We start from the raw sequence: 12,240 nt of genomic DNA on the forward strand, positions 1-12,240 counted from the left end.
ACGGGAGAAGCCGTAAAGGACGTCTTCCGGCGCATCGACTGGCTCAAAGTTGCCAAAAAGGCGGGCGGCCTCGCGTTCACCGCCTTCACGGGGATCCCCACTCCTGATCAGATCACCGCGATCGTGGGCACTTTGGAGGGCTTCCTCGCTGATCCCGCGAAGCTCGCCACCAAGGACAATGTTCAGTCAGCGATTGATGGCGTGAAGGGTCTCCTGAAAGAAAAGGACGGCGAGAGTGCGAACGTTCCCGAAGAGATAAATGCTTTTCGGAAAGCCTTCGACGACCTCCTGGAGAAGGCAGGTATCGAACAGCTCGTCGTCCTGATCGACGACCTCGACCGCTGTCTCCCGGACACCTCCATCGAAACTCTCGAGGCGGTCCGGCTCTTCGTCTTCACGTCGCGGACCGCGTTTGTCGTCGCCGCCGACGAAGCCATGATCGAATACGCCGTGCGCAAGCATTTCCCGGACCTGCCGGACACGACAGGACCCCAAACCTATGCGCGCAATTACCTTGAGAAGCTGATTCAGGTCCCCTTCCGGATTCCGGCTCTGGGGGACACCGAAACTCGCATCTATGTGACCCTGCTGCTCGTGGGCGCCGAACTTGGCGAAGACGATCCGGCGTTCAACAGTTTGATTGGTGTCGCGCGAGAGCGTCTGAAACGCCCCTGGACCTCGGGCGCTCTAGACTCTGCATCCGTCAGGACCGCCCTCGGCACGAAGGCCTCTCGGGCAAACAACGCCCTGGCGCTCAGTGATCAGATCGGACCGATCCTGGCCAGCGGTACCAAAGGCAATCCGCGCCAGATCAAACGCTTCCTCAATACCCTGGTCCTGCGCCAGCGCACGGCCGAGGCACGCGGGTTCGGCGATGATGTGAAACTCCCGGTCTTGGCAAAGCTGATGCTCGCCGAACGCTTCATTCCCCGGCTATTCGATCAGATCGCGGCCGCTGCGGCGGTGGCGCCGGATGGCAAATGCACCGATCTGGCCGCCCTCGAAGCCGCTGCGACGGCGAAGGCGGACGATAAGCCAAAGGCGAAGCCGCCGAAATCACCCGGTAAGGAAGGCGACGGTGCGAAGCCAACGCCCAAACTCGAAGTGGTGACGACGACGGAGAGTGCGCAACTCGGCGAATGGCTCTCGTCGCCCGCGATCAAGGCTTGGGCGATGCTGCCCACGATGATTGGTGACGAGGATCTGCGTCCATACCTTTTCGTGGCGAAGGATCGGAAGGATTATTTTGGCGCAGCGTCCGTTCTCGGGCACCTGGCGGCTGTCGTCGAGCAACTCTTCGGAGGTAAGTTCGCCGTCCAAGGCCTCGAGGCCGATCTCAAGCGGCTCGCGCCGCCGGAAGCAGCGAAAGTCTTCGAAGCGGTGCGCGGTCGCATCGTTGGCGCTGACGCATTCGACACGGAGCCTGCTGGCGCTGCAGGTCTGGCGGTACTGATCAAGGCCCATCCGACCCTCCAAGGTCAACTCGTCGATTTTCTGGACGCGCTGCCTCGCGACCGGCTCGGCCCATGGGTCTGCGGAGGCTGGGAAGGCGTGATCAAGGACGGCGAAGCCGTCCAGCGCTTCGATCGCCTGCTACAAACATGGGGCAAGGAGGGCGGACCCATGCTGAGGGCCGCCGCCAACGGCGTGCTGCGCACCCGCCAGGGAGCGCGCTGATGGGCACCTCGAGCGCGTTCGGCGGCCAGAGCGGCGGCACGCCCCTCGTCCCAAGTTGGCTCGACGATGATGGTGCGGCGCCGGCTGCCCCCAACGGCGCGCTACCCGATGGGGGAGCGCCACCAGATGGTGGTGTCCCCGCTGACGGCGCTCCGCCCGATGCTCTGCCGGCGCCCCCGTTCCGACCTCCCGTTCCACCCATCGCCGATCCGACGCGGTTTTCGGCCGCACGCAACAATTTCTCGCGCTTTGCCGGTTCCGGAGGCGACGACCGCCGGAGCCTTGGTCGCGCCGTCTCCCATTATGTGGGTTCATCTGCTGGCGGCGCTCGGACGGCCGCGGCGAGGATGGGCTCGGCGCGCGGCGCCGGAAGCCGGCTTCTTGGTTTCTTGTCCGACGCGGTCGCCCGCGGCGCCACCGAGGCACTGCGCGCGCTGAACCTCGAGGGGTTGGCAGGCCGACCGATTGAGGAGATCTTTCTCGGGCTCGCAGACTACGTCTGCCCCGACGGCGGCTCGATCGATGAGGGCATCGCTCGCGAAGCATTCATCGAGACGATCGCCGACCTCGCCGGCGCAGGCATCACAGACTTCGATGGTCTCACTGCCGACCAGATGCAAACTGTGTTCGAGCTCTACGCGACGAACGCGATCGAAGCACGGCTGTGCAATGACATCGGTGCCAAGACGGTGACGCTGCCGACCGACAGTCGGGAAGCAGCGCGCGTCCAGGCTCAGCTCAACGATTTCATCAGGCGCGGCGTTGCGGATGCGCTCACGACAGCACGCGCTGCTGCTGCCGCACTGACTCCGGACCGTGTGCTGGCCTTTGTCGGGCGCATCTACGAGCAGGCGTTCGGGATCCTACAGATCATGGGCGATGTGGAGGCGGAAGGCGCATGAGACGACACCTCATCACTGGCCACTATGGCCCGCGCGACCGCAATCGAATGCCACTCGGTGACGGCGAGATCGAGACCCGTCTGGATTTGGTCGCCAGCGAGCGTTCGCTCGGCCATGGAATTGGGCGCGCCTTGGCCGATCTCTCGCGCCTCGGGGTCTTTCCGTCGGAGATGGGCGTCGATGTCCTGGTATTGGCGGCGCATGTTCATGCCGCCGACACCCGCGTCTCGCGCGACAGTGAATCGCAAGACGGCTGGACTCGGGAGCTGCGCTTGGTCGTCCCCGTCTCGGATCCCGACCGCTGGCGGACCGCCGCCCTAACCTTTGAACGGCTGCTGAATTTCCTCACCGGCGACCATTGGTCTTTAGGATTTCGAGCCCGGCCGGCGCGCTTCGCGAGGGTCGCTCCGACAGCGCCGGCACGCCTCATCGGCCCTCAATTCGATGATCTGGCTCTATTCTCGGGCGGTCTGGATAGCCTGATTGGCGCGATCGACGCCCTTGAGGCCGGGCGCACCCCCCTCCTCATCAGCCATGCCGGTGAAGGCGCGACCAGCGACGCGCAGGCGACGATCTTCGACGTGCTCAAGGCGCATTATCGCGGCCGATCCTTCGAGCGCCTGCGCCTGTGGATGGCGTTTCCCGACGGCTTCATCCGCGGGTCGGCTGGGGAGAACACCACGCGGGGAAGATCCTTCCTCTTCTTCGCTCTCGGTGTTTTCGCAGGTACCGGGCTTGAAAGGACCTTCACGCTGAAGGTGCCCGAGAATGGCCTGATCGCCGTCAATGTGCCGCTTGACCCGCTCCGGCTCGGCGCGTTGAGCACCCGGACGACGCATCCCTTCTACATTGCCCGCTGGAACGATGCGCTGGGTGCGCTCGGCATATCGGGCCGGATTGAAAATCCTTACTGGGATCGGACAAAAGGCGAGATGGCCGAGGAGTGCGCAAATCCCGCACTTCTTCGTCGGCTCACCCCGGCGTCGCTGTCCTGCGCGTCGCCGACCAAAGGCAGATTTCAGGGGCTCAGCCCGCAACATTGCGGCTATTGCCTGCCTTGTCTGATCCGGCGCGCCTCACTGCTCAAAGGCCTCCGCCCTGATAGGGACCCGACCATCTACACAGTGCCCGATCTCGCCGCTCACGCGCTCGACACGCGCCAATCGGAAGGTGTGCAGGTTCGTTCTTTCCAGCTCGCCATCGAGCGTCTTCGCGCGCGGCCGGGGTTGGCGCCGATCCTAATCCACAAGCCCGGGCCGCTTTTTGACGAGTCTCCCCAGCGCCAGGCCGCTCTCGCGGATGTCTACCGCCGCGGGCTCGAGGAAGTGGGTTCGCTCCTCAACGGCGTGAGGACTCGGCCAGGATGAGCGATCCATCGTTGATCGGCGGCGTGGACTTCCATTGCCACCTCGATCTCTACCCCGATCACGAAGCAGCCATCGCAAGAGCTGAAGCTGCGCGGATTTACACGCTGACTGTCACGACGACACCGAAAGCGTGGGCGCGTAACCAGGAGCTCACGCGACACACACGCTATGTCCGCCCGGCGCTGGGTCTGCATCCCCAGCTCGTCGCCGAGCGGGCCAGCGAGCTGTCGCTATGGGAACGTCATCTGCCCGAGACGCGATACGTCGGCGAGGTCGGCCTCGACGCCGGTTCTCGCTTCTACAAATCGTTCGAGGCCCAGAAACATGTGTTCCAGCGTGTCCTTGAGCGTTGCGCCGACGCCGGTGGCAAAATCCTCACGGTCCACAGCGTCAGGAGCGCGCCCGCGGTCTTGGACATGATCGAAGCCTATCTTCCCCGAGCGCGCGGAAGCGTCGTGCTGCATTGGTTCACCGGCAGCAAGAGTGACGCGCGTCGCGCGGCTGCGCTCGGCTGCTATTTCTCGATCAACGCCGAAATGACCCGGATGGACCGTGGCCGCGATCTGATCGAAAGCTTGCCGCGGGACCGTATCCTCACCGAAACCGATGGGCCCTTTACGCAGACGGAAGGCCGTCCCGCAGAACCGGGTGACGCTCGACTTGCCGCAAGTGCCGTGGCCAATGTTCTCGGGCTCTCGCCGGATGCGATGACCGAGGTCATCGTGTCGAACCTGCGCGCCCTGCTCGCCTGATATCTTGCTCCGGCTACGACCGCACCAGTACCGCTTTCTCGATCGCTTGTACGAATGACCTGATCAGATCGGCCGTATCCTGAACGAAACTTCTGGTGATGTGTTTCAGTTCGTTGCCATCCTTGTCAAAGCCGTTCCGGTGAACGCAGTCATGGCGGAGCTTGACCGCCTTGAACAGGCTCGCCTTGTCGCTGGCCAAGTTCAGGATACGAATGCCGAGCGCGATGTTGTAGAGAACATCTACCTTGGCCAGATTGTGATACTGGATCGAGCGAAGGTGCTCGCGAACCTTTCTTTGGACCAGAGCCGGCTCCTTCGAGATTTCGACGAGCGTGAACTTCTCCTTTGCCAGGTCCTCATCCCCGTCGAGCAGCCGCTGAAAGGCGTCCGCATCAGCTTCGACTTGATTTATCAGTCTGTCGGCGAGATAGGCTTCCATCGCGGTGACCTGATGCGAAAAGATCAGACGGTTGACAAGGTGACCACCTTTATTGCTCCCATGATCTGCAAGCAGGTCGCCTGTATGGTGATAGGAACTCATGAAGATCGTGAAGGGGTTGTCGGGGACAGAATAATCAACCCATTCGTCAGGTTCCGGCTCGCCGTGCCCGAGCCCGTACTCAAAGTCCTCGATCACCGCATGCGGCCCCACATCCGTTGCATGATAGTTCTCGATGCCGACGGGATACTCCCATAATCCCCAACGAAGCTCCCCCAGGTCTGGGTGATCGACGACCGCTTCATAGTGGGTCTCCGATCCCATCTGCCGTTCGTCACCACCGACCGCATCCCAATCGAGTTCGTCGCTGTCGATCTCGTATATTTTGCCGGTCTCACTGTGCCTGATCTGAGCTGTCCCGCGACAGTATACTTCCATGCTTCCCTCAAATACGACGTTGATGCAGGTGTTAGCGCTGCGGGCCAGTTTTCCGGCGGAGCGCTCACGAGCCGCGTGTGCGCTTCAAGAAAGCGCGCATTTCGACGCGATCAGGTGCCGCGACAGAAAAATAGCGGACGGGATAAGGATGGCTTCCGGTTTCCCCGCTGACGCGCCCATCCTCGATCAGGCTGATCACGTAGCTGACCGCCGGGTTGAACCGGCGGATAGCCCAGCCCGTCTTTTCGTGCAAGTCAGAGAGCCGGACACTGTCCATCGTTCCATCGAGGATAAGGTCGATCAGCTCTCCGGCATCGATGAAGGGAGTGAACCCTACGACGACAGGGTCGAAGACCGCGAACAGGTCGAGCGTGGGGCGCACCCGTGGAAATTTCGCATTCATAAGCGCCGTCGAGGTCAAGAGGCCCTCCGCCTCAAGCTCCGCAAGCGCCTCCTCGACCAAGCGTGCCTCTTCGCCCGCGAACGCCTGCTCGATGTCGTTACCGCCAATTGGGTCCGGCAGACCGAATTCCGAAGTTGTCGCAATCCAGGTGCCGATTTTCTTTGCCAGCGAGCTAACGTCAATGTCGATTTCGGTGTCGCTCATCTGTTGGTTGTCCTTCTTGTCCGCCGCTGGGCCATCTGGAACAGGGGCTGGTGGATTCAGAGGCTTCGGTGAGGTTGTCCCGCCGATCCATTCATCGAGCCGATCGATGACCTTCTGCCCAATTGATGCGAATTGGATGATATCCTGTCCGATCAAGTGGACAGTCTCGCCGATCTTGGCGTCGGTTGCCTGTTTGGCGAACTTTGCGTCCACCACGCCGAGATTATGCCCGATAATGTGCCGTTTCTGGATATTGAGGCGCAGCACGGCCAACTCGTCGGCAGAGAGGTTGTCATAGGGATCGAAGTCGAAGGCGGAAAATCGGTCCCTACCGAAATCTACGTTCTGAAACTCGTTCTTGACGGGCTTTGCTTTGATTTCCGGCCTTTGGCTCAGGGCGTAGTGGTAGGCCACCTTAAGGGTTGCTTCGAAGGCGGTCAGCACATCTTCATGGGCGTTGCCGAGTAGCCGGTAGGCCAGCTCTTGCCGGTCGCTCGAAAGCGTGTCCGCCAGCTCCACCTGTTCCCCGACGAGCTTGCACTCGCGAGAAAAATGCAGGCGCAGGTTCGGCGCGCCGCAGTCGGGGCAGAAAAGAGCGATGGCGTAAACGCCGTAATCGCGGCCGCAATGGTCACATTCCATTTCGCGCAGGAGATCGCGTCGCGAAAATCGCGGTTTCGGCCGGGGGCGTGACGACACCTTTGCCTCAATGCGAACGAGACTATTCCTTGAGCTTCGATTGTTGAGGCCTTTGAAGGCGCTCGCGAGCATCTCCTCGACATCTGACATTGCTGCGTGCTTGACCAACTCGACGGCGGCCTTCATGTCGTCCGGATGATTGAACTCCGCATCGAGTCCGACATAGCCACTGTAGGGGCAGACGGTTTGCGGTGACCGCGGCTCAAGCTTCATGCGGGATCGTGCAGCATCGACGATCGTGAACTTCGCATTCACTTCGCCCAAGAGGAAATGTCGCGGATGCGCATCTTCTTTTGGGGAGTAGCGATAGACGCGTCCGCTCGGCGTTCGCGGCGGTGGAACTCCCACTGTCATTTTACTGCCGGAGCCACCCGTTCGAAGTCGTTCCAGATTGCGCATTCTTCCCATCACCAGTCCCCACAAGCCACAATGGATGGAAGAATGTACCCTGAACGAACGATTCGCTATCACTTACGCGTTTGTTTTGACGCGGGCGCCGGCCCCAATGTTCGTAAGGGCTGTCATGAGCAGTCACGCTCAAGGGTCGTGAACCGCACCTCGCACAGGCCTCGGCCTGCTGCGTCTGATTATGAGCATCAAGCTACCGGGAAGCCGGCGACACAAACCACTCACTTGCAGCGACGGCTGCAGATCAAATTGATCTGACGCTTTCCGCCTTGGATTTTCCGGTCTTCCGGTCCTGGCCCAGTTCGTAGCTGACTTTTTGTCCGTCTCGAAGAAGCGCGGAACCCTGCAACGCCGACACATGGACGAAGACATCTGCCCCGCCGTTGTCAGGCGTGATGAAGCCGAAACCTTTATCCTGGTTGAAAAACTTTACCGTACCAGTCGCCATGAGATCCTCGTGAGCTGAAGGGCACCGTGTGCCGCGCACGGAGCTTATTCGTCGCGGCGTTTTCCTGCAACCGGCATGTCCAAACCTTCGCGAAATCGCAACGCATTGAAATGATGGTAAACACGGAGTTAACCAGAAGCGATATCACCAGTTGCTTCCGTCGTCGCCGCAGATTGTCCAGGCGTTCTCACCATCGTTATAGCGTAGCTATAGTGATGGCTTTGGAGCCGCAAATGGGCGCTTCGCGGTCAAGGGAGCGCATTTCCGATCGTTGCGTGATACGATCGACACCTCGTCTGGCCAGTGCCTGTGCTCTATTTCTCTGGCGCACAAATCAATGGCCGAAGCTCCTGCACGATCACGCCCGCCTTAGGTGACAGCATCGCGCCAATCCAGTTGTCGGAGAATGTCCCTCCCCCGTCGGCTGCCGAAAGCCAAACCACTTCGTTCGTCGCCAATTCGATTTTCACCTCGCTGCCAATTGGACTGCCTGCGACCGCCTGGACATAGTGGCGTTTGATGGGATGAATTGTCCCCGTATCGTCCACGAGACGATTGTCCCGGTAGTTCAGTTGGATCGTACCCTCGTCAGGACGCGAGGTGCAGTCGGTCGATCGCTCGCACTGAATGATCGACGAGAACGTGCACGTCCATACCAGGCCGGAGCGCCACATGGGATTTTCTCCCGCATTTGCAGAGGTCGTCGCCAGCAGCAGCGCTGCGATGAAAGGGTGATTCAAGGCCACGTTCATTCCTGTCATGGTCCGAACGAGCGACATCCGGAGCGATAACCATGGAGGAATAGTTAATTATAGTTTCATGAAACTGCAATGCGCCGTCAGGCTTATCAATCCGATTTGGCCTCGGATTTCTGTCCCATCAGCAGCTCCTGCAGCGGGATCTTCAAGTTGGTGCTGATCCGGGTGATCACCTGCAGTGACGGGTTGGCCGAGCCGTCGAGAATCTGGAGATAATAAGGAGAGGTAATCTCGCACAGTTGCGCGAGCTCCTTCTTGTTCAGGCCACGCCTTACCTGCTCCCGCTCCATGATCGTCGCCATGTTTCGCAGGATCATCGTCCCCAGGTCAGTGTCGGTTTTCTTACGCTTGATCGTCGCCATCAGATTAAATATATTTAATTGGCCATTGTGTCAGCTGAGAGGTGCCCATGCCTGTAAAAATCAAGCGGATCAAGATCGTCGTTCGAGTTCTTCTGGCGGCCACTGTATTTGCTGCTCCCGCGACGGCGAGCGAATGGGGTTGCGAAGTCTTGCTGTGCGCGTCGTCGTCCAATCCCAGTTGGCGGGGGGTGCCCGCCTGTCACCCGCCGATGACGCGGTTGATCTCCGCGATGAAGAAACCAGGCTTCGACTGGCCGACTTGCCCCGAAGCGGGCACAGGCTCCCCCAGCTTCGAACGCTATGCCGCGTGCCCGGAGGGATATCGCGTGGGAAGTAGCTTGGACCGGAATGGATTCGCCAGAGAGGCGAACCTCTGCGTAAAGACAGTGAATATGTGCCAGGGCAAGGCGCACGGACTTTATAACTCTGATCGGCAGCAGGGCTGCATACAAACTATCTCCATATCCCGACCGCTCAGGCCAGAGCCCTACTTCTTCGACATCAAGAATGACACCTCTGGTCAAACCGAGCGGCATTGGTTCGAACTGCACAATTAAACGGTTCTGATCGGTTAAGGAAGGTTTAAATCGATGCGATGCGTTAATCGTCACACCCTGCTCGGCCACGTCGGAAATCTCGTGGAACTCAAAAATGTGCTGAAAGTAAACATCGCGGCGAACCGCGAGTGGCAGGGTGAAGGCGGAAAGAGATCCGCCACCGATTGGGTGCAGGTCACCATTCTCGACAAGAAACAGGCCGAATGGATCGAGGAGAATGTCGGGCCGGGCGATCTCGTCTATGTCGAGTCCCGGATTTCCAACTCCAGCTACGAGCGGGACGGCGAACAGGTCTATACCACGGACGTCATCGCTCAGCTTTTCAATCTGGTTGCGAAGAAGGGCGCCTGAGCGCGGGCGGCGCGACTATTTCAGGCCACCGCCCGTTTCGGTCGGCCGCGCTCTATGCCGATGGCACGAAGCCAGCCTGCGGCTTGTCTTCGCCGATCCCGGTGACGATCGCTTGTCCGGTCGGGAGCTTCACACCCGAAATTGAGGCCCAACCGGGCCACATTGTTTGTTTCCGCCCCCATGACATCGCCCCCCAGGCCGGTCAAGCGGCCCGTGAAGCCGGTTCATCTTCCGCGCCAGTCCGCCGATGGCGGACCCGTGAAGATGTCCCGCCTTCCGCGCCACGCCACTTGACAGTCCCGTTTGCCGCCGTGGGGCGGGCTTTCGCCCTCCCCCCTCTGTCCGGGGAATGTCAGAGGCCATTCCCCCGGACAGACCGGGGAGGCTTCGCCCGACAGGGCTCCCCTGCGGGAATTGGGAAATCAGGAGACAGACCATGAGCATCTACACCCAGACCGCCCGCTTCGATACCGGCCGCGCCATGACCGAGACCGAAATGCGCCAGTTTGCGCCGTCGATCTTTGCCGTGACCGCCCATGAGAGCCGGTCCGAACGCTTCAAGCCTATTCCGACCATCGAGGTTTTGCGGGGCCTGATGAAGGAAGGCTTTATGCCTGTCGGCGCTAAGCAGTCGCGCAGCCGCACCGAGGGCAAGGCGGATTTTACCAAACATCTCATTCGCCTGCGCCGCATCGATGACGGCAAGGTCTACAATGTCGGCGACACCGTCTGCGAAATTCTACTGAAGAATGCCAACGATGGAACGTCAGCTTATGAGCTTATGGCCGGTTTGTTCCGTGTCCGCTGCCTCAATTCGTTGGTGACGCAAACCGGCACCATCGATGCCATCAAGGTTCGCCATTCCGGCGACGTGCAGCACAAGGTTATCGAAGGCACCTATCGCGTACTGGGCGAGGCCGAACGCACGCTTGCCGCGCCGCAGGACTGGTCGACCCTCCGGCTCAATCGCGACGAACAAAATATTCTCGCGGATGCCGCCCATGTGCTGCGGTTTGCAGACAATGACGGTGAGACCAAGACCCCGATCAAGGCCGAGCAGTTGCTTGTTCCCCGTCGCCATGATGACCGCACCGACGATCTTTGGACCGTCTGGAACGTGGTTCAGGAAAATTCGATCAAGGGCGGTTTGCGTGGCGTCGGGCGTGACGATCTCGGCAGGCCGCGCCGTGTGAAGTCCCGCGCCGTCAACGGCATCGATCAGGATATCAAGCTGAACAAGGCCTTGTGGCTTCTCGGCGAAAGGATGGCAGCACTGAAGGTTTGAACCCGTGTCGAACAAGGCGTCGCCGGAACCGGCGGCGCTTTGCCCACCCCTCCCCCCTCACCGCGTGCGAGGTTGCTGCCCCTTGCCGCCATCGAAGCGGCGTGGGACAGCTTCGAGGGGTGCCCCAAAGCCCCACCCCTCGCACACCCTTCCCGCCCATGAGCGGAAAAACAGCTTGGCAAAATTGCTATCGCTTCACGGACTGGTGTCAAAAAAGGACGATCAGTCGAGTTTGTTGAAAGTCTGCAGCCACAATCTGATTCTTGGGGCTCACCTGTCTTATTCTCCAAGGCCATCGCACTGTAGAATGACATTGCTTGGCCGCATGCGGCAGGGAATGGCAGGATGCCATGCCAAAGCACGGTAAGACGGTGCAGACAGTCATACTCTAACGAGACGACTCTCCAAAGGGAATCCTCATCATAGATCCGGCAGCTGGGAGGATCGGCCGGGTGAAATGGACGATGGCAATGGTACGCTCAAGAGATAGATGGGATGATTCGCACCAGGCACGGATCGCCTCGCAAAAATGGACGGTCAGGACCGGTATCGCGCCACCGTCGCGAGATTTTCGCGGGCGTGGGGGCGTCGCTGTCAGTTGTCCGCAGGGTGACCCGCGCAGCAGATGAGAGAGCTTGGTGCGGGTGAGACACCCGAACGCTTTCAGAATGCCTCGATGACCTCGTTTGCATCTGCAAGGTATCGGCTGACCAGCCGGATGAGTTCGGCTTGCATCGCCGGATCTCCTATCACGAGCCTGGGCGACGACTTCAGGTGGCGGGAACCGCGCTCCAGCGTAGGGTCGGCGGCAGCGAAATTTTCCTTAAAAGTGTCGGCTGTCCTTCGCGGACGTTGAGGCCACTGCCCGTTCCGGTCAGCCGCGCTCTATGCCGATGGCACGAAGCCAGCCTGCGGCTTGTCTTCGCCGATTCCGGTTACGATCGCTTGTCCGGGTGGATGCGCTGCGCATCCGCAATTGAGGCCCGCGACTGGCCGCATATTTGTTTCCGCCCCATGACATCGTCCCCCAGACCGGTCAAGCGGCCCGTGAAGCCGGTTCATCTTCCGCGCCAGTCCGGCTTTTCAGCCGGACCCGTGAAAATGCCCCGCCTTCCGCGCCACGCCACTTGACAGTCCCGTGCGCCGCCGTGGGGCGGGCTTTCGCCCTCCCCCCTCTGTCCGGGGGAATG

The 12,240-nt window shown here is 60.6% G+C and carries 12 protein-coding genes; 7 read left to right on the forward strand and 5 right to left on the reverse strand.

The features are described 5' to 3' along the window. From qatA to qatD, 4 genes are all read left to right on the forward strand, one after another. Window positions 1–1,677 (forward strand): Qat anti-phage system ATPase QatA (gene qatA, locus N181_RS27870; RefSeq protein ID WP_060564040.1); only part of this gene is annotated, 1,677 nt, incomplete at its 5' end. Further along, window positions 1,677–2,579: a Qat anti-phage system associated protein QatB gene (gene qatB / locus N181_RS35390; RefSeq protein ID WP_042779195.1), complete on the forward strand. Its 903-nt coding sequence runs from the start codon at window positions 1,677–1,679 to the stop codon at window positions 2,577–2,579. The genes qatA and qatB, both read left to right, overlap by 1 nt. Further along, entirely contained in the window at window positions 2,576–3,946 is a 1,371-nt protein-coding gene (gene qatC, locus N181_RS27880; RefSeq protein WP_042779196.1) for a Qat anti-phage system QueC-like protein QatC, read from the forward strand. Before qatB ends, qatC begins: the two co-directional genes overlap by 4 nt. Then, window positions 3,943–4,698 (forward strand): Qat anti-phage system TatD family nuclease QatD, encoded by a 756-nt coding sequence (gene qatD / locus N181_RS27885; protein WP_042779198.1) that lies wholly within the window; start codon window positions 3,943–3,945, stop codon window positions 4,696–4,698. The genes qatC and qatD overlap by 4 nt, the downstream gene beginning before the upstream one ends. 13 nt (window positions 4,699–4,711) lie before the next feature. Here qatD and N181_RS27890 read toward each other — a convergent pair whose 3' ends face one another. The 5 genes from N181_RS27890 to N181_RS27910 form a co-directional block, all read right to left on the reverse strand. Beyond that, window positions 4,712–5,461 carry a hypothetical protein gene (locus N181_RS27890; protein WP_234885960.1) on the reverse strand — a complete coding sequence of 250 codons (750 nt, stop codon included), beginning with the start codon at window positions 5,459–5,461 and terminating at the stop codon, window positions 4,712–4,714. A gap of 178 nt (window positions 5,462–5,639) precedes the next feature. Beyond that, window positions 5,640–7,280: a hypothetical protein gene (locus tag N181_RS27895; RefSeq protein WP_141322212.1), complete on the reverse strand. Its 1,641-nt coding sequence runs from the start codon at window positions 7,278–7,280 to the stop codon at window positions 5,640–5,642. Between the two features lie 253 nt (window positions 7,281–7,533). After that, window positions 7,534–7,737 (reverse strand): cold-shock protein, encoded by a 204-nt coding sequence (locus N181_RS27900; protein ID WP_042778495.1) that lies wholly within the window; start codon window positions 7,735–7,737, stop codon window positions 7,534–7,536. 314 nt (window positions 7,738–8,051) lie between these two features. Continuing rightward, window positions 8,052–8,489, reverse strand: a complete 438-nt coding sequence (locus tag N181_RS27905) for a hypothetical protein (protein ID WP_141322210.1) — start codon at window positions 8,487–8,489, stop codon at window positions 8,052–8,054. A 95-nt stretch (window positions 8,490–8,584) separates the two neighbouring features. Then, window positions 8,585–8,857 (reverse strand): helix-turn-helix domain-containing protein, encoded by a 273-nt coding sequence (locus tag N181_RS27910; RefSeq protein WP_042778496.1) that lies wholly within the window; start codon window positions 8,855–8,857, stop codon window positions 8,585–8,587. Between the two features lie 47 nt (window positions 8,858–8,904). Here N181_RS27910 and N181_RS27915 point away from each other — a divergent pair, with 47 nt between their 5' ends. The 3 genes from N181_RS27915 to N181_RS27925 all read left to right on the forward strand — a co-directional run bounded on the left by N181_RS27915 (window position 8,905) and on the right by N181_RS27925 (window position 11,050). Continuing rightward, window positions 8,905–9,414, forward strand: coding sequence for a hypothetical protein (locus N181_RS27915; protein ID WP_051000162.1), 510 nt, complete (start codon window positions 8,905–8,907; stop codon window positions 9,412–9,414). 33 nt (window positions 9,415–9,447) lie between these two features. Next, entirely contained in the window at window positions 9,448–9,765 is a 318-nt protein-coding gene (locus N181_RS27920) for a single-stranded DNA-binding protein (protein ID WP_042778497.1), read from the forward strand. A 436-nt stretch (window positions 9,766–10,201) separates the two neighbouring features. Then, complete coding sequence (locus tag N181_RS27925; RefSeq protein WP_042778498.1) at window positions 10,202–11,050, forward strand: DUF932 domain-containing protein; 849 nt, start codon at window positions 10,202–10,204, stop codon at window positions 11,048–11,050. Window positions 11,051–12,240 lie beyond the last annotated feature (1,190 nt).

The organism is Sinorhizobium fredii USDA 205, from assembly GCF_001461695.1.
Classification (GTDB): domain Bacteria; phylum Pseudomonadota; class Alphaproteobacteria; order Rhizobiales; family Rhizobiaceae; genus Sinorhizobium; species Sinorhizobium fredii.

Coding starts and splice junctions, on each gene's coding strand:
- qatB (WP_042779195.1), top strand. CDS start 1,677: ATGGGCACCTCGAGCGCGTTCGGCGGCCAGAGCGGCGGCACGCCCCTC.
- qatC (WP_042779196.1), top strand. CDS start 2,576: ATGAGACGACACCTCATCACTGGCCACTATGGCCCGCGCGACCGCAAT.
- qatD (WP_042779198.1), top strand. CDS start 3,943: ATGAGCGATCCATCGTTGATCGGCGGCGTGGACTTCCATTGCCACCTC.
- N181_RS27890 (WP_234885960.1), bottom strand. CDS start 5,461: ATGGGATCGGAGACCCACTATGAAGCGGTCGTCGATCACCCAGACCTG.
- N181_RS27895 (WP_141322212.1), bottom strand. CDS start 7,280: ATGCGCAATCTGGAACGACTTCGAACGGGTGGCTCCGGCAGTAAAATG.
- N181_RS27900 (WP_042778495.1), bottom strand. CDS start 7,737: ATGGCGACTGGTACGGTAAAGTTTTTCAACCAGGATAAAGGTTTCGGC.
- N181_RS27905 (WP_141322210.1), bottom strand. CDS start 8,489: ATGAACGTGGCCTTGAATCACCCTTTCATCGCAGCGCTGCTGCTGGCG.
- N181_RS27910 (WP_042778496.1), bottom strand. CDS start 8,857: ATGGCGACGATCAAGCGTAAGAAAACCGACACTGACCTGGGGACGATG.
- N181_RS27915 (WP_051000162.1), top strand. CDS start 8,905: ATGCCTGTAAAAATCAAGCGGATCAAGATCGTCGTTCGAGTTCTTCTG.
- N181_RS27920 (WP_042778497.1), top strand. CDS start 9,448: ATGCGATGCGTTAATCGTCACACCCTGCTCGGCCACGTCGGAAATCTC.
- N181_RS27925 (WP_042778498.1), top strand. CDS start 10,202: ATGAGCATCTACACCCAGACCGCCCGCTTCGATACCGGCCGCGCCATG.